The sequence below is a fragment of the Telluria sp. AZSoR62 genome (assembly GCF_058111565.1).
In genome coordinates, this window is record NZ_JBYTST010000005.1 from 21,588 (window position 1) to 38,274 (window position 16,687).

Annotated in this window: 14 protein-coding genes; 10 read left to right on the plus strand and 4 right to left on the minus strand. The window is 66.3% G+C overall.

Annotated elements, in window-relative coordinates; translation table 11 throughout:
* Window positions 1–31 precede the first annotated feature (31 nt).
* Entirely contained in the window at window positions 32–472 is a 441-nt protein-coding gene (locus AC3XQU_RS09590) for an ExbD/TolR family protein (RefSeq protein ID WP_489874178.1), read from the minus strand.
* On the minus strand, window positions 472–1,080 hold the full coding sequence (locus AC3XQU_RS09595; protein ID WP_489873933.1) for a MotA/TolQ/ExbB proton channel family protein: 609 nt from the start codon (window positions 1,078–1,080) through the stop codon (window positions 472–474). The genes AC3XQU_RS09590 and AC3XQU_RS09595 overlap by 1 nt, the downstream gene beginning before the upstream one ends.
* A gap of 1,290 nt (window positions 1,081–2,370) precedes the next feature.
* Here AC3XQU_RS09595 and xseA point away from each other — a divergent pair.
* The 8 genes from xseA (at window position 2,371) to AC3XQU_RS09635 (ending at window position 11,432) form a co-directional block, all read left to right on the plus strand.
* A complete protein-coding gene (gene xseA / locus AC3XQU_RS09600; protein WP_489873934.1) occupies window positions 2,371–3,744 on the plus strand; it encodes an exodeoxyribonuclease VII large subunit in 1,374 nt (457 codons plus the stop codon).
* 86 nt (window positions 3,745–3,830) lie between these two features.
* Entirely contained in the window at window positions 3,831–4,409 is a 579-nt protein-coding gene (locus AC3XQU_RS09605) for a superoxide dismutase (protein WP_489873935.1), read from the plus strand.
* Between the two features lie 151 nt (window positions 4,410–4,560).
* Window positions 4,561–4,944 (plus strand): hypothetical protein, encoded by a 384-nt coding sequence (locus AC3XQU_RS09610; RefSeq protein ID WP_489873936.1) that lies wholly within the window; start codon window positions 4,561–4,563, stop codon window positions 4,942–4,944.
* Window positions 4,945–5,020: 76 nt separating this feature from the next.
* Window positions 5,021–6,229, plus strand: coding sequence for a TolC family protein (locus AC3XQU_RS09615; RefSeq protein ID WP_489873937.1), 1,209 nt, complete (start codon window positions 5,021–5,023; stop codon window positions 6,227–6,229).
* Window positions 6,226–6,777 carry a hypothetical protein gene (locus AC3XQU_RS09620; RefSeq protein ID WP_489873938.1) on the plus strand — a complete coding sequence of 184 codons (552 nt, stop codon included), beginning with the start codon at window positions 6,226–6,228 and terminating at the stop codon, window positions 6,775–6,777. The genes AC3XQU_RS09615 and AC3XQU_RS09620 overlap by 4 nt, the downstream gene beginning before the upstream one ends.
* A complete protein-coding gene (locus AC3XQU_RS09625) occupies window positions 6,774–7,889 on the plus strand; it encodes an efflux RND transporter periplasmic adaptor subunit (RefSeq protein WP_489873939.1) in 1,116 nt (371 codons plus the stop codon). Before AC3XQU_RS09620 ends, AC3XQU_RS09625 begins: the two co-directional genes overlap by 4 nt.
* A gap of 7 nt (window positions 7,890–7,896) precedes the next feature.
* The gene (locus tag AC3XQU_RS09630) at window positions 7,897–10,995 is read left to right on the plus strand and encodes an efflux RND transporter permease subunit (RefSeq protein WP_489873940.1); all 3,099 of its coding nucleotides are present in this window, start codon (window positions 7,897–7,899) and stop codon (window positions 10,993–10,995) included.
* A gap of 53 nt (window positions 10,996–11,048) precedes the next feature.
* Complete coding sequence (locus AC3XQU_RS09635; RefSeq protein ID WP_489873941.1) at window positions 11,049–11,432, plus strand: hypothetical protein; 384 nt, start codon at window positions 11,049–11,051, stop codon at window positions 11,430–11,432.
* Between the two features lie 21 nt (window positions 11,433–11,453).
* Here the strand turns inward: AC3XQU_RS09635 and AC3XQU_RS09640 are convergent, their stop codons facing one another.
* Window positions 11,454–12,344 (minus strand): LysR substrate-binding domain-containing protein, encoded by an 891-nt coding sequence (locus AC3XQU_RS09640; protein ID WP_489873942.1) that lies wholly within the window; start codon window positions 12,342–12,344, stop codon window positions 11,454–11,456.
* A gap of 97 nt (window positions 12,345–12,441) precedes the next feature.
* Here AC3XQU_RS09640 and AC3XQU_RS09645 point away from each other — a divergent pair, with 97 nt between their 5' ends.
* Window positions 12,442–13,515 (plus strand): tartrate dehydrogenase, encoded by a 1,074-nt coding sequence (locus AC3XQU_RS09645; RefSeq protein WP_489873943.1) that lies wholly within the window; start codon window positions 12,442–12,444, stop codon window positions 13,513–13,515.
* A gap of 119 nt (window positions 13,516–13,634) precedes the next feature.
* On the opposite strand, the gene AC3XQU_RS09650 is transcribed toward AC3XQU_RS09645, so the two are convergent.
* Window positions 13,635–15,629 carry a S9 family peptidase gene (locus AC3XQU_RS09650; RefSeq protein WP_489873944.1) on the minus strand — a complete coding sequence of 665 codons (1,995 nt, stop codon included), beginning with the start codon at window positions 15,627–15,629 and terminating at the stop codon, window positions 13,635–13,637.
* A 215-nt stretch (window positions 15,630–15,844) separates the two neighbouring features.
* On the opposite strand from AC3XQU_RS09650, the gene AC3XQU_RS09655 reads away from it, so the two are divergent.
* Window positions 15,845–16,531 (plus strand): response regulator, encoded by a 687-nt coding sequence (locus tag AC3XQU_RS09655; RefSeq protein ID WP_489874179.1) that lies wholly within the window; start codon window positions 15,845–15,847, stop codon window positions 16,529–16,531.
* The last annotated feature ends 156 nt before the right edge of the window (window positions 16,532–16,687 follow it).

Here is a 16,687-nt window from a genome sequence, read left to right on the forward strand (position 1 = left end):
GGCGGGCGCGCGTCAGGCGCGCCCGGCCCGCTTACTTCTTGGCGCCGGTCTGGGCGGCGAAGGTCAGCTTCTCGAAGCCGGCCACGCGCGCCGCTTCCAGCACGTTGATCACCATCTGGTGCATCGCGAACTGGTCGGCGTTGACGATGACGACCGGGTCCGTTGCCGGCTGGCCGCCGGGGCCGCTGCTGGCGGCGGTCTTCAAGTCTTCGGCCAGGCCGGCGACGCTGTGGAAAGACACCGGGACATTGTTCACCGTGTAGTTACCCTTGGCGTCGATGGTGACATTGATCTCGAAGGGGCGCTGCTCGACCTTGGCCGCGTCCGCCGTCGGCAGCGTGATCTGCAGCTCGGTGAATTTGCTGTAGGTGGTCGAGACCATCAGGAAGATCAGGACGACCAGCAGCACGTCGATGAACGGGATCAGGTTGATCTCCGGTTCCTCGCGCTGGCGGCCGCGGCGGAAATTCATCATTTGCGGGTCCCGTGGACGACGTCGACGAATTTCACCGATTGCAGCTCCATCTCGACGATGAAGCTGTCGACCAGCGCGCGGAAGTGGCGATAGAACACCAGCGCCGGCATGGCGATGGCCAGGCCGAAACCGGTGTTATACAAGGCCACCGAAATGCCGTGCGCCAGTTGCGCCGGGTTGTTGCCGCCGGTCGGGCTCTGGGCGCCGAAGATCTCGATCATGCCGACCACCGTGCCGAACAGGCCCATCAGCGGCGCAAGCGAAGCGATGGTGCCGAGCGTGGTGAGGAAGCGTTCCAGGCCGTGGGCGACGCCGCGGCCGGCCTCCTCGATGGATTCCTTCATGACGTCGCGCGGGGCGTCGACATTGCGCAGCGCCGCGGCCAGCACGGTGCCGAGCGGCGAATTGTGTTCGAGCTTGTCCACGACGTCGGGCGTGACCTTGCCGGCGCGGTAGACGCGAATGACTTCGTCCAGCAGTTGTTTAGGGAGGATCTTTTCGCGGCGCAGGTAGATCAGGCGTTCCACGATCAGGGCGACAGCGACGATCGAGGCGATCAGCAAGAGCCAGATTGGCCAACCTGCAGCTTGGAAGATAGCGAGCAAAACGAACTCCTGGACGGTGAGAAAGCAATTCAGCAATGTAACTTGTTGCTAGCACTGCGGCAAGTGCATTACGCCTGAGGTTCTGCACATCTTCTGTGGATAAAAATGTGTGCAAGGCTCTGCGTTCGACCAAAGAACCTTGATTTCAAACGGTATTTCAGGCGTGCGCAAGAAAACGGCATGGGTCGGAGCGGGTCGCTTCCTCTCAACTCTACTGACGAGCGAGCGTATTGAGCCAGCTCAAACATCTGTAGTTACGAACACATTCTGTGGACAAAATTGTGCGCAATGGGCTTTTGCACCCCTTAAGCCATTGATTATTAAAGACAAATCTCCCTAGCACAAAAAATGAGCATGGCTGAGCTTTGCGTTCTCCACGACGACTCTGTGAGCTTCCTCACACTTTTTGTGGACAATAATGTGATCAACCCGCTTTTCTAAGCATTAAGCCATTGATTTTTAACGAAAAAATGATACTGCACGAAATTTAATCACTCAGCCATTCGACCGGTGTTTCAATGCAAAAACAGCGATCCATGCATCAGTTGTTCAGCGCTTCAGTGCTGGATGCAGAGAAAGTTCAGCTCTGCACAGATTTTGTGGATAACAATGTGATGAAGGAACTGGACTCTCCCTTAAGTACTTGATTCTAAACGAGCTAAGCTGTCCTGCCACGCAAACGGGCAAACCCAAGAAAACGCGCCGTTCGACTTGTGCCGCCGGGGCCGGCTGTCCTTTCCCTGCGTTGCGACTTGTTCCCCGGAACCTCGTCCTCCACCCGCCTAGCATCGACAGGCGCTTGTGCACAATTTGTGTGGACAAAATTGTGAGCAAGCCAGCGCCCGATCGATTAAGTCCTTGATCTAGAACAATATACTTTCCTAGCAACATTTTTAAGCAAGACGAACGCCATGTCGCCGGATCCCACAGTTTGTTGTTTGGCTACTTCCTATACACAGCTTCTGTGGACAACAATGTGATCAAACGCCGCGTATGCATGCCAAGTGCTTGACGCATAAGGAAAGAATGCAGCAAGCCACAAAATGTCGCAGTCTTGTGTCTTATGGATGAGTTGCCCACAGATTGTGTGGATAAGATCAAGGTTCAGAGGCGGTTCGCGCTTGCAAGTCCTTGATTCCACAGTACTTCAATAGAATGCATTGAAAAAAGGCAACATCGGCGTCTTGAAGATAATCTGCACCCATGCATGCGCACGGCTGCCGCCGGCACTTGTCGTTTTCGACCAGATGTGACATAAGCATCACCTTTGTCCGTTATCCCTCGCACCCCATGGAACGTCCAGCTGACGCCGACCCCGCCTACACCGCACCGCCCGTCATGACCGTGACGGCCCTGAACCAGCAGGTTGCCCGCCTGCTCGAGCGGAGTTTTCCACTGGCCTGGATTAGCGGCGAGATTTCCAACTTCACCCGGGCCAGCTCGGGCCACTGGTATTTCACGCTGAAGGACGATGCGGCCCAGGTCCGGGCCGTGATGTTCCGCAGCCGCGCGCAATATGTCGGGTTTAATCCGCGCGAAGGCGACAAGGTGGAAGTGCGCGCGCTGGTGACGCTGTACGGCGCGCGTGGCGACTACCAGATCAATGTGGAGACGATCCGCCGCGCCGGCGTCGGCGCCCTGTACGACGCCTTCGTGCGCCTGAAGGAAAAGCTCTCCAGCCAGGGCCTGTTCGACCAGGACCGCAAGCGCGCGTTGCCGCTGTTCCCGCGCACGATCGGCATCGTCACCAGCCCGCAGGCCGCCGCCCTGCGCGACGTGCTCACCGCCCTGCGCCGCCGGGCGCCGCATGTACGCGTCATCCTCTACCCTGCCCCCGTGCAGGGACAGTTCGCCGCCGACAAGATCGCCGAAGCCATCATGACCGCTTCCCGCCGCGGCGAAGCCGACGTGCTGCTGGTCTGCCGCGGCGGCGGCTCGATCGAAGACCTGTGGAGCTTCAACGAGGAATGCGTGGCGCGCGCGATCGACGCCTGCACCATCCCCGTGATCTCGGGCGTGGGCCACGAAACCGACTTCACCATTGCCGACTTCGCCGCCGACGTGCGCGCCGCCACGCCGACCGCCGCCGCCGAACTGGCGGCCACCCCGCGCGCCGATTGGCTCGGGTCGCTGGCGAGCGACGCCCAGGACCTGCGGCGCGCGATGCGGCGCAGCCTGTCGGAAGCGAGCCAGGGCCTGGACAGCACCAGCCGCCGCCTGCTCAGCCCCTCGGCCCAGATCCGCCACCAGCGCGTGAAACTGCTGTCGGTGGCCGCCGCCATGACCCACGCCGTGCGCACGCCCTTGAACCGCCAGAGCCTGGTGCTGTCCCAGCTGCAGCAGCGCTGGGGGCGCTACCGGCCCGACCTGCGTACCCTGCGCGCCCAGCTGCTGTCCGAGGGACGCCACCTGAACGCCAGCCTGGCCAATGCGGTCAAAGGAAGGCGCGACGCGCTGGGCGCCCTGGCGGCCCAGCTCGAGCTGCTGAACCCGCAACGCACGCTCGAGCGCGGCTATGCGATCGTACGCAATGCCAAGGGCGAGGTGCTGCGCGACCCGGCCCAGATCAAGGCGCGCAACAAGCTGACCGTGCGCCTGGCCGGCGGCAGCGCCGAGATTGGCGTGTCCAGCGTGCAAGCCGTGCTCGACAATGCGCCTGAGTGACATGCCAAGCCTGCAACAACGCGCCATCCGGTTTAGAATAACGGCGCTCTGGAACAAAACCCGTCCAACCCAATAAGGAAGAAAACATGGAACATACCCTGCCGCCACTGCCATACGCCAAAGACGCCCTGCAGCCGCACATCTCGGCCGAGACGCTCGAATACCACCACGGCAAGCACCACCAGACCTATGTCACCAACCTGAACAACATGATCAAGGGGACCGAGTTCGAGAACATGTCCCTCGAAGAGATCATCAAGAAGTCGTCGGGCGGCATCTTCAACAATTCGGCCCAGGTGTGGAACCACACCTTCTTCTGGAACTGCATGACCCCGAACGGCTCGGGCGCGCCAAGCGGCAAGGTCGCGGACGCGATCAACGCCAAGTGGGGCTCGTTCGACAAGTTCAAGGAAGAGTTCAACAAGGCCGCGCTGGGCAACTTCGGTTCCGGCTGGACCTGGCTGGTGCAAAAGGCCGACGGCGGCGTCGACATCGTCAACACCTCGAACGCCGGCACCCCCTTGACCACTTCGGACAAGGCCCTGCTCACCGCCGACGTCTGGGAACACGCCTACTACATCGACTACCGCAACGCCCGCGCTAAGTTCCTGGAAGCCTTCTGGAACGTGGCCAACTGGGAGTTCGCCGACAAGAACATGGCCTGAGCCATACGCTTGCCGTCTTGACCGGTTCGATACCGGCCAGGCCCGAAGCCCGCTTGTGAGCGGGCTTTTTATTTGTCTCGCCAGGACCACGGGGCGCGATCCCGGCGCCGGGCCGCGCTGCTATAATCCCCGCATTCCCCGGGGTCGACTCTTGCGCCGAATCTTCTACCTTCTCCTGCTGCTCTGTTTGCCCCTGTATGGCCTCGCCATGCAGGACGGCCTGCCGCATGCGGATGCGTCCGCATCGCTCGCGCACGCGCTGGAGCACGAGAAGGGTGTCTACCACCATCACGACCAGGACGGGTCCGTGCACTACGACCTGTCCGACGAGTCGATCGAGCACGTGCAGGACCATTCCTGCTCCTCCCAGCCGGCCGGCTCCAGCATGGCCGCGCTGGCCGTCCCTCCCGAACAGCAGATCGTGGGACGCACGCCTTTCCTCGCCCAGGCGGTCAGCGAACCCTACCTGGACGGACCGCGAAAACCGCCTCGCCACGCCCTCGGCCACGCCGCCGGGGGAACATCGCACACCTGATCCAGTCCTGAAGGCGCGACACAGTCGCGTCCGTGCGCCCTCCCGGTGAATCGCTACCTCACCCGATGGAGAAACCATGCGCACCTGCCGCCTGTCCTTTTACCTTGTCGGCGCCCTCCTTTGCCTGCCATGCCAGGCCGAAGCGGCGCCGCCAGCCACACTGCCACACGCCGTCGAACAAGCCTGGCTGCGGGCGCCTGCCGCCCGTACCGTCGAAGCGCGCCAGGACGAAGCCGCCGCGGCGCGTGCGCTGGCCGGCTCGTGGCTGGCATCCAATCCCACGCTGGGCCTGTCGCAGCGCACCGACCAGGGCGCCTCCCAGCGCGAGCAACGCGAATCCGAGCTGTCGGTGTCGTCCTCGTTCTGGCTCCCGGGCCAGAAGTCGGCACGCGAAGCAATGGCCGCGCGCAGCGGCGACGAAGCCGCGGCCCAGCTGGGCGCCACCCGCCTTGCGGTTGCAGGACTGGTGCGCACCCGCATGTGGGAAGCGGCCGCCGCGCGGGTGACGCTGGACGAAAAGCGCGACCACCTGCATCACCTCGAGGGCTTGGCCGACGAAGTGCAGCGCCGCGTGAAGGCGGGCGACCTGGCGCGCAGCGACGGGCTGCTCGCCCAGCAGGAAGTGCTGGCGGCGCGGATCGAGGTCGGCAAGGCCCGCACGGCCGCCGCCGAGGCACTGGCCCGCTATCAGGTCCTGACGGGCTTGCCGGAACTGCCCGCGCTCGAGCCGGAGCGCTTGCGCGAACCCGCGGCGCCCGCCAATCCCCGCCTGGCCGCCGCGCAGGCGTCCGAGCAGCGCGCCCGCGCCGCCCTGCGCCTGTTTGCAGCCACGCGCGCGGCGCCGCCCACCATCGCCATGTCGGTGCGCCGCGAAGACGAGCGCACGCTGCGCGAACCGGTACGCAGCATCGGCCTCGCGCTGCAGGTGCCGCTCGGCAGCGCGGCGCGCAACCGCGGCGTCGAAGCCCAGGCGCAGACCGCCCTTGCCACCGCGGCCGCCGAAGCGTCCGAGGCGCAGGCCAGCGCCGCGGCCGAGATCGAGACCGCACGCGAGCGCCTGGCCAATGCGCGCACGGCGCTGGCCGACGCGACCGCGCGCGCGGCCGCCCTGCACGAACACACCGCCTTGTTCGACAAGGCCTTCCGCCAGGGTGAACGCGGCCTGGCGGATCTGCTGCGCTCGCGCGCCCTGACCCACGAGGCCGACGTCGCCGTGTCCCAGCAAAAAGTCGCCCTCGGCTACGCCCATGCGCAGCTCAACCAAGCTTTAGGAATCCTTCCATGAAAATCCTGTCCCTGCTGTTCGCCATCATGCTCGCCATGCCGGCGGCAGTCGCCGGCCCCGGCGCCCACGGGCCGAACGGCGAACATCTCGACGGCCAGCCCAAAGCGGGCGGCGCTGCGGCCCCGCGCATCGAGACCTTCACCGAATCGTTCGAGCTGCTCGGGCACCTGTCCGGCGGCGAGCTGTCGGTCATGATCGACCGCTACGAGACCAACGAGCCGGTCCTGAACGGCATGCTGGAAGTGCAGTACAAGAACCTCAAGGCCAAGGCCACCTTCCACAACGACGCGGGCGACTACGCCATCGACGACCCGGCCTTCCTCGCCGCGATTTCCAAACCCGGCACCCATGCGCTGTTGTTTACCCTGGTCGCCGGCGGCGAAAGCGACCTGCTCGAAGGCAGCCTGCAAGTGGGCGCCGCCGACGAGCACGACCACGAAGACGGCGCCTGGCGCCCCTGGCTGCTCGCATCCGGCGCAGGCCTGGCGATCATCGCCGCGGCCTTCGCCCTGCTGCGCCTGCGCCGACGCAAGAAAGCCACCACATGAACAAGACCTACCCGATCCTCGCGGGCCTGGCGGCCGCGCTGCTGGCCACCTCCCTGTTCGCCTCGCCCGGCGCACACGGCCCCAACGGCGAACACCTCGACGACCCTGCGGCCGGCGCTGCCGGCGGCCTGGCGCGCCTGCCCGACGGCAGCGTCAACGTGCCCAAGCCGGCGCAGCGCCGCATGGGCGTGCGCACGCTGATGGCCCGCGAAGGCGAACACGCGCACACCGTCCTGCTCAACGGCCGCGCCGCGATCGACCCGAATGCGGGCGGCCGGGTCCAGGCCCCGTTTGCCGGGCAGGTCGCGCCCGGCCCGGATGGCCTGCCGGTGGCCGGCCAGCGCGTCGCCAAGGGCCAGGTCCTGGCCCGCCTGCGCCCGGCCGGCGCGGCCATCGAACGCGGCAACCAGGCGGCCGAGCTGGCCGACTTGCGCGCCAGGCGCGCGCTGCTGGCCAAGCGCGTCGCGCGCCTGGAGTCGCTGGAAGGCGTGGTGCCGGCCAAGGAGATCGAGGCGGCGCGGGCGGAGCTGGCCGGCGTCGTCGGCCGCGAGCGCGCCGTCGCCAGGTCGATCGGCGGCGTCGAGGCGATCGTCGCGCCGGCCGGCGGCATCGTCGCCAGCGCATCGGTTGTGAACGGCCAGATCGTCGAATCGCGCGACGTGCTGTTCGAGATCGTCAATCCGCAGCGCATGCTGGTCGAAGCCCTGTCTCCGGACGCCTCGCTCGCGCGCAGGATCGGCACGGCGAGCCTGCTCGACCATCCCGGGGTTGAGCTGACCCTGCTCGGGGGCGGGCGCAGCCTGCGCGAGGGCGCGGTTCCGCTGAACTTCCGCGCACGCGCGGCAGTGCTGGACCTGGCCGTGGGCCAGCCGGTGACCGTGCTGGCCAGGCTCGACACCAAGGTAAAAGGCATCGCCTTGCCGGCTGCGGCACTGGCGCGCAACCAGGCCAACGAGACCGTGGTCTGGATCAAGTCCGGCGCCCAGCGCTTCATCGCCCTGCCGGTGGAGGCGACCGCGCTCGACGCCCGCACCGTCGTGGTGACCCGGGGCCTGAGTCCCGACAACAGGGTGGTGGTGGTCGGCACCTCCCTGATCAACCAGATCAGGTGAGCGGCCCATGTTCGATTCGATAGTGCGTTTCAGCCTGCGCAACCGCCTGTTCGTGCTGGCGGCGGCGCTGATGCTGATGGTCTACGGCGCCGTGACGGCATGGCGCACGCCGGTGGACGTCTTCCCCGACCTGAACAAGCCGGTGGTGACGGTGCTGGCCGAAGCCGGCGGCATGGCGCCGGAAGAAGTCGAGCAGCTGGTCTCGTTCCCGATCGAGACCGCGCTCAACGGCATGCCGGGCGTGACGCGCGTGCGCTCGGTCTCGGGCGTCGGCCTGTCGATCGTGTATGCGGAGTTTGACTGGGGCACCGATATCTACCGCAACCGGCAGCAGGTGGCGGAGCGGATCGCGCTGGTCAAGGAGCAGCTCCCGGGGAACATCGCGCCGGTCATGGGCCCGGTGTCGTCGATCATGGGCGAGATCATGCTGATCGCGCTGCCGATCGACGTGGCCCGGACCGACCCGATGAAGGCGCGCGAGTATGCCGACTTCGTGCTGCGCCCGCGCCTGCTGTCGATCCCGGGCGTGTCGCAGGTGATCCCGATCGGCGGCGAGGTGCGCCAGCTGCGCGTGGAGCCCGATACCGCCAGGATGGCGCAGTTCGGCGTGTCGCTGGAACAGCTCACCGCGGCGCTGCGCGGCTTTGCCGCCAATACCAGCGGCGGCTTCGTCGACCTGAACAACCGCGAATACCTGATCCGCAACCTGGGCCGCACCAACCGCCTCGAGGACATCCAGGGCCTGGCCCTGGCCTACCGCAACGGCGCGCCGGTGGTGCTCGAGCAGGTGGCCAGGGTGCGCTACGCCCCGGCCTTCAAGCGCGGCGACGCCGGCTTGGACGGCAAGCCGGCCGTGATCCTGAGCGTGCAGAAGCAGCCGGCGAGCGATACCGTGCGGCTCACGCGCGACATCGAAACCGCGCTCGCGGAACTCAAGCAGGGACTGCCATCGGGCATCGCCCAGCCGGTGGTGCTGTTCCGCCAGGCGAACTTCATCGATGCGTCGACCGGCAACGTGGTCGAGGCGCTGCGCGACGGCGCCATCCTGGTCGCCATCGTGCTGTTCGCCTTCCTGCTCAGCGTGCGCACGACCCTCATTTCGCTGGTCGCCATTCCGCTCTCGCTGGCCGTCACGGCCCTGGCCTTCCACCTGCTCGGGCAGTCGATCAACGTGATGACGCTCGGCGGCCTGGCCATCGCCATCGGCGAACTGGTGGACGACGCGGTGGTAGACGTCGAGAACATCGTGCGCCGGCTCAAGCAGCGCGCGGAAACCGGCCGGTCGGTCATCGACGTGATCTGGCATGCCTCGGTCGAGGTCCGCTCGGGCATCGTCTATGCCACCGCGATCGTGGTGCTGGTGTTCGTGCCGCTGTTCGCCCTGCCCGGCATCGAGGGCCGGCTGTTCGCGCCGCTGGGCATCGCCTACATCGCCTCGATCCTGGCCTCGATGCTGGTGTCGATGACGGTCACGCCCGTGCTGGCCTACTACCTGCTGCCCAGGATGAAGCGCCTGCACCGCGCCGACAGCCCGATCGTGCGCCGCATGAAGCAGTGGGACACGGCGGCCCTGCACTGGTCCTTCGCGCGCATCCGGCTGCTGCTGGCGGCGGCGCTGATCCTGGTGCTGGCCGCCGCCGTCTCCGTGCCCTTCTTCCCGCGCGCGTTCCTGCCGCCGTTCAACGAAGGTTCGCTGGTCATGGGCATGACCTTTACCCCGGGCACCTCGCTGGCCGAGGCGAACCGCATGGGCGCGCTGGCCGAAACCCTGGTCCGGCAGGTGCCCGAGGTGACCCGGGTCGGGCGCCGCACCGGCCGCGCCGAACTGGACGAGCATGCCGAAGGCGTGCACTCGTCCGAGCTCGACGTCGACCTGAAGCCGTCCGCGCGCAGCCGCGAGGAGATCATGGCCGGCATCCGCAGCCAGCTAGTGGTGATCCCGGCCGCGGTGGCGATCGGCCAGCCGATCTCGCACCGGCTCGACCATCTGCTGTCGGGCGTGCGGGCGCAGGTCGCCCTGAAGATCTACGGCGACGACATCGACACCCTGCGCGGCCTGGCCGACGGCCTGCAGGCACGCCTGAAGGCGGTGCCGGGACTGGTCGACCTGTCGGTGGAGCGCCAGGTCCTGATCCCGCAGATCAAGGTGCGCATCGACTACCGCAAGGCGGCCCAGCATGGCCTGGCCCCGGGCGAGGTGCTGGGGGCGCTGCAGGCGCTGGCCGAAGGCAGCCGCGTGACCCAGGTGATCGACGGCGCGCGCCGCTACGACCTGGTGGTGCGCCTGAGCGACGTCGACCGCTCGCCGCAGGACCTGGCGCGGGTCATGCTTGCCAGTCCGGCCGGCCCGGTCGCGCTCTCGACGGTCGCCACGGTCGAAGAGGGCGATGGCCCGAACCAGATCGGCCGCGAGAACGGGCGGCGCCGCATCGTGGTGTATGCCAACACCGACGGCACCAGCATGTCGCAGGTGATCGGCGAAGTGCGCAGGACGCTTGCGGCCAGCGCGCTTCCAGGCGGGTATTTCGTCAGCATCGAGGGCCAGTTCCAGGCCCAGGAGCAGGCGCAGCGGACCATTGTCGGCCTGTCGCTGGCCTCGCTGGTGCTGGTGTTCCTGGTGCTGTATGCGCGCTACCGCTCGACCACGCTGGCGCTGGTCATCATGGGCAATATTCCGTTTGCCCTGGTCGGCAGCGTGGCGGCGATGTGGATCGCCGGCGTGTCGCTGTCGGTGGCGTCGATGGTCGGCTTCATCACGCTGGCCGGCATCGCCACCCGCAACGGCATCCTCAAGATCAGCCACTACATCAACCTGTGCAAGTTCGAGGGCGAGACCTGGGGCTGGCCGATGATCGTGCGCGGTTCGATCGAGCGCCTGACGCCGGTGGTGATGACGGCGCTGGTCGCGGCCTTCGCCCTGACGCCGCTGCTGCTGGCGGCCGACGCGCCGGGCAAGGAAATCCTGCATCCGGTCGCGGTCGTGATCTTCGGCGGCTTGATCAGTTCCACGCTGCTCGATGCGCTGCTCACGCCCCTGATTTTCTGGAAGGTCGGGCGCGGCCCGCTCGAGCGGCTGCTGGCCGAGCAAGGCAAGGACAGTTATTGAGACGTCGGGCCGAGTGGCGGCGCCCATCCCGAGCCGCCCCATGTTCGAGGACGATGAACGAAATGAAGACGATGTATGCAGTAGTGGTCCTGGGCGCGAGCCTGGCCTGGTCGGGCCAGTCGCTTGCGCACGGCGCCAAGCCCGTGCACGGCGGCATCGTGCAAAGCGCGGGCGACCTGGCCTTCGAACTGGTGGTCAAGGACAGCGGCGCGACGATCCATGTCGACGACCACGGCAAGGACAAGCCGACCCAGGGCGCGTCGGGCACCCTGACCGTGTTGAAGGGAACGAAAAAGACCGCGTTGCCGCTGGCGCCGGGTGGCGGCAATACCCTGGTCGCCAAGGGCGCTGCCGGCCTGGGGCCGGGCAGCAAGGCCGTCGCGACGGTGACCTTCGCCGACAAAAAAGCCGTCAGCGTGCGCTTCTCGGTCAAGTAGGCCGCGCTGGAGTCGCCTGGCCTAGTACGCCAGGTACCGGCGCAGGAACTCCACGCACACCCGCACCCTGCCCGACCCGGCTAGCCGCTGCGGATACACCGCCCACACGCTCGCCGGCTGGGTGTACTCGGGCAGCACCTGCACCAGCGCGCCGTTGTCCAGGTAGCCGCGCGCATCCCACTGCGAGCGCAGCACGATGCCGGCGCCCTCCACCGCCCACTTCAAGGCGATCTCGCCATGGTTGGTCGACAGCGCGCCCGCCACCCGCACGGTTTCTTCGCCCTGCCTTCCATGCAGGCGCCAGGTCCCCAGCGGATGGTCGCGCTCCTTGATCGCCAGGCACTGGTGGCCGGCGAGGTCCGCCAGCGTCTTCGGCGTCCCGTGCCGGGCCAGGTAGGCCGGCGCGGCGCACAGGATGCGGTGGTTGTCCATGAGCTTGCGGGCGACGAGCTGCGGCGGGATGCTGTCGCCGATGCGCACGTCCAGGTCGAAGCCCTCGGCCACCTGGTCGACCAGGCGGTCGAATACCTCGAAGCGGATCTGCAGGTTGGGATGCGCTGCGGCCAGTCTCGCAATGACGGGCGCCACCAGCTTGCGCCCGAAGCCGAAGCTGCTGCAGATGCGCAGCCGACCGGCCGGCTCGCGGCGGCGCTCGGAGAGCTCGTCGACCATGTCGTCGAGCTGCTCGAGTATCACCTGGGCGCGGCCGTACACCTGGGCCCCGTCGTCGGTGATCACGATGCGCCGCGTCGAGCGCTCGAACAGGCGCACGCCCAGCGCGTCTTCCAGCATGCCGATGCGCTTGCTGACGAAGGCGGCCGACATGCCAAGGTCCTCGGCCGCGCCGCTGAAGCTTCCCTTGCGCACCACGCTCACCAGCACCCGCAAGTCGCCATTCTCCACATTATTCACGATTCGTGTTCCATGAACGCACAATTGCCAGGATTATAAACACTTCGTTTCTTTGCTAAGCTTGATGTCGATATCAACATGCCATTGAGGAAAAACGATGAACACCCATAGAATCGCCGTCATCGCCGGGGATGGCATCGGCAAGGAAGTCATGCCCGAAGGCCTGCGCTCCCTGGAAGCGGTGGCCAAACGCTTCGGCCTCAAGTTCGACTTCGTCAGCTTCGACTGGGCCAGCTGCGACTATTACGCGCAGCACGGCCAGATGATGCCGGACGACTGGAAAGAGCAGCTGGCGGGGTGCGAGGCGATCTTCTTTGGGGCCGTCGGCTGGCCCGACATCGTCCCCGACCACATCTCGCTGTGGGGTTCGCTGTTGAAATTCCGGCGCGAGTTCGACCAGTACGTCAACCTGCGCCCGGTGCGCCTGATGCCGGGCGTGCCCTGCCCGCTGGCGAACAAGCGGCCGGGCGACATCGACTTCTACGTGGTGCGCGAGAATACCGAAGGCGAATACTCGGCCGTCGGCGGGCGCATGTTTGAAGGCACCGAGCGCGAACTGGTGCTGCAGGAAGCGATCTTCACCCGCCACGGTACCGACCGCATCCTGAAGTATGCCTTCGAGCTGGCCCAGCGCCGGCCCAAACAACACCTGACGGCGGCCACCAAGTCGAACGGCATCGCCATCTCGATGCCCTACTGGGACGAGCGCGTGGCCGCAATGGGAGCGTCCTACCCGGAAGTGCGCTGGGACAAGTACCACGTCGATATCCTGGCGGCGCGCTTCGTGCTCTCGCCCGAGCGCTTCGACGTGGTGGTGGCCTCGAACCTGTTCGGCGACATCCTGTCGGACCTGGGCCCGGCCTGCGCCGGCACGATCGGGATCGCGCCCTCGGCCAACCTGAACCCCGAGCGCAGCTTCCCTTCGCTGTTCGAGCCGGTGCACGGCTCGGCGCCTGATATCTACGGCAAGAACATCGCCAACCCGATCGCGATGATCTGGTCGGGCGCGATGATGCTGGAATTCTTGGGTCATACCGAGGCGCACGATGCCGTGATGGCGGCGGTGGAGCATTGCCTGGTGCAGGGGCTGCGCACGCCGGACATGGGCGGGACGGCCAATACGACGCAAGTGGGTGTGGCGATCAGCGAGCGGATCGCGGCGCAAGCCTAGCCGCATGTCGCAGGGTGGGCAGGTGCTCCTGCCCGCGCGTTCAACCAACAAATGCATCCTCGCGACGCATGCACTGGGCGAACGCGTGGGCAAAATCTGCCCACCCTGCGGGTAGCTGGCTATTTCAACAGGTAGGTATTCAGGAAGTCCACCCCCGCATAGAACAGGTAATCCGCATTCGCCTTCTTGGCGAACCCGTGCCCTTCGTCGTTGGCCGTCATGTACCACACCGGCGTGCCGTTCTTCTTCACGGTCGCGACGATCTGGTCGGCCTCCTGCCAGGGCACGCGCGGGTCGTTCTTGCCCTGCACGACGAACAGCGGCTTCCTGATTCTTGCCGCGTTGTTGGCCGGCGCCATCGCCTCCATCCACTTGCGCATGTCGGGATCGCGCTCGTCGCCATACTCGACGCGGCGCAGGTCGCGCCGGTAGCTCTCGGTGCGTTCCAGGAAAGTGGCGAAGTTCGAGATGCCGACGATGTCGATGCTTGCTGCGATCCGCTCGGGATACATGGTCGCAACCGCCAGCGTCATGTAGCCGCCGTAGGAGCCGCCCACCACCGCCACGCGCGAGGCGTCCATGTCCGGCTGGGTGGCGATCCAGTCGAGCAGCGCGCCGATGTCGCGCACCGAATCCTCGCGCAGCTTGCCGTTGTCGAGCTTCAGGAAGCTCTTGCCGTAGCCGCTGGAGCCGCGCACGTTGGGATAGATGACCGTCAGGCCCATCTCGTCCATGTAGTAGTTGTTACGGCCCAGGAAGCCCGGCGTGGACTGCCCTTCCGGCCCGCCGTGGATGTTGATCACGACCGGCCGCTTGCCCGGGAATTTGTCATTTGGAGCGCGGTAGACGAAGCCGGAAATGCTGCGCTTGTCGAAGGACTGCCAGCGCACCAGCGAAGGCTCGACGAAGCGGTGCATGTCGACCTCCATCTTCTCGTGCTCGGTCCAGCGCGTGAGCGCGCCGCTCCTGGCATCGACGCTGTACACCTCGGACGGGCTGCGCGCCGAGGACAGCGACAAGGCCAGGTTGCGGCTGTCGCGATGCCACTCGATGCGGCCGATGACGCCCATCGGCAGCTTCGGTTGCGCCAGCAGCGTGCGGTCGCTCGTGCGCATCAGGCGCAGCACGCTGGTGCCGTCCTCGTTGGCCACGAAGGCCAGCAGCTTGCCGTCGCGCGAGAGGTCGATGCTGTCGATGTCCCAGGGGATGTCCGGGCTGAGCACGGTTTCCTTGCCGCTGGCCAGGTCGATGTAGACCAGGCGCGCGAATTCCGATCCGCGGTCGCTGGTCGTGTAGACGCCCTTGCCGTCGCGCGCGAACAGGGCCCTGCCGTAGGCGACCTTCTCGGCCCCTGTCTTGTCGGTCAGGCGGCGGCTCTTGCCGCTGGCGACATCCATCAGCCACAGGTAGCTCTCGTTGGCCGAGACGTATTCGCTGTACACCAGCTGCTTGTCGTCGTGCGAGAACGAGAACGCATTCCAGCCTCCGCCGGGCAGCTCGGCCAGGACGCGCGCCTGCTCCGGCTGCTGCGGATCGACGATGCTGATGGTGGACTGGATCTGGTCGTTCGAGCCCTGGCGCCCCACCGGCACCGTCACGTACAGCAGCTTGCCGCTCGCCTCGGCCCAGGCGGTGTCCTGCACGCGCCGGTTGTCGGGCGTGATCGGAATCGCGTCCGTGCTGGCTGCCTTGCTGCCGGCATCGCGGCGGTAGGCGCGGAACACTTCGTTGCCGCCCGTGTCGCGCCCGAACACATAGAACTTGCCGTGGCGCGGCTCGTACTGCGCGCTGCGCACCGGCTCGGGATAGTCCGTCATGAGCTCCAGCTTCGCACCGGGTTTGGCCACGCGGAACAGCTGCGGCGTGTTGTTGTGGCGGCGCGAGACGATCATCTCGAACTTGCGTGGATGCCAGGCGGCGTAGGACGTCGGCTTGAACTCGTTGTATTTCGCGATCTTCGCCGCCAGGCTGGCCGCCACGGGCGGCACGTTTTCCAGCACCATCGCCGCCGGCGGCGCGACGGTGGCCTCCTGGGCCAGGGCCGGCGCCGGGACAGCGCCAAGCAGGCTTGCGACGATCAGGGTCAGCCCGAGCGGGCGGCGTACAGGATTCATCCGGAGCTCCTCCAAGGTCAGTGATGTACAGCTTGCAACTGTACACCCAATCGCCGCCCGGCAGGCAGGTGCGGGCAAGGGTAAGATGGCCGCACCCGGATTGGTTTCATCGCGCATCAAGTGTCATCAAACTGTACGCAAATGTCCCCTCTTTGTAGGGACTGTGCTTTTAGACAAGTGGTCTTATACAATCTTGGACCAAGGAGAAAATGAGCATGTACCGAGTGATGTTGGTGGAAGACGATGCGCGGCTGGCCGAGCTCGTCACGGAATACCTGTCCGGCTATGAATTCGCGGTGGACCTGGTCACGCGCGGCGACGCAGCGCTCGAGCGCTTCAAGGCGCTCTCGCCCGACGTGGTGGTGCTGGACCTGATGCTGCCCGGGCTGGACGGCATGGTCGTGTGCCGCCAGCTGCGCGAGATCTCCGAGGTGCCGATCCTGATCCTGACGGCGCGCGAGGACTCCTACGACGAGGTCTCGGTGCTGGAACAGGGCGCCGACGATTTCGTGAACAAGCCGGTGCAGCCGCGCGTGCTGCTGGCGCGGCTGCGCGCCCTGATGCGGCGCACCCAGGCCCGGGGCGGCCTCGATGCGCGCGTGCTGGAGTTCGGGGCGCTGCGCATCGTCACCACCGACCGCAGCGTGACCTGGCGCGGCGAAGCCTGCGTGCTGTCCAATACCGAATACAAGCTGCTGCTGGTGCTGGCCGAAGCGGCCGGCCGCGTGCTCTCGCGCGACGCGCTGCTCAAGAAGATGCGCGGGATCGAATTCGATGGGCTGGACCGCAGCATCGACAACTGCATCTCCAAGCTGCGGCGCAAGTTCGACGATGCGGAGTCGGAGAAGATCAAGACGGTGTGGGGGGAAGGCTACCTGTTTTCGCCGTCGGCGTGGAATTGATCACCGCAAGGTGCTTGGCCACTAGCTCGTAGGGTGGGCAGATTCTGCCCACGCGTTCAAATCACGTATGGAATGACGCGCCGCGATGTAGCTACCGTCCGTTGACCGCGTGGGCAAGGAACTTGCCCACCCTACGGGATGACGATGATGCTAAAC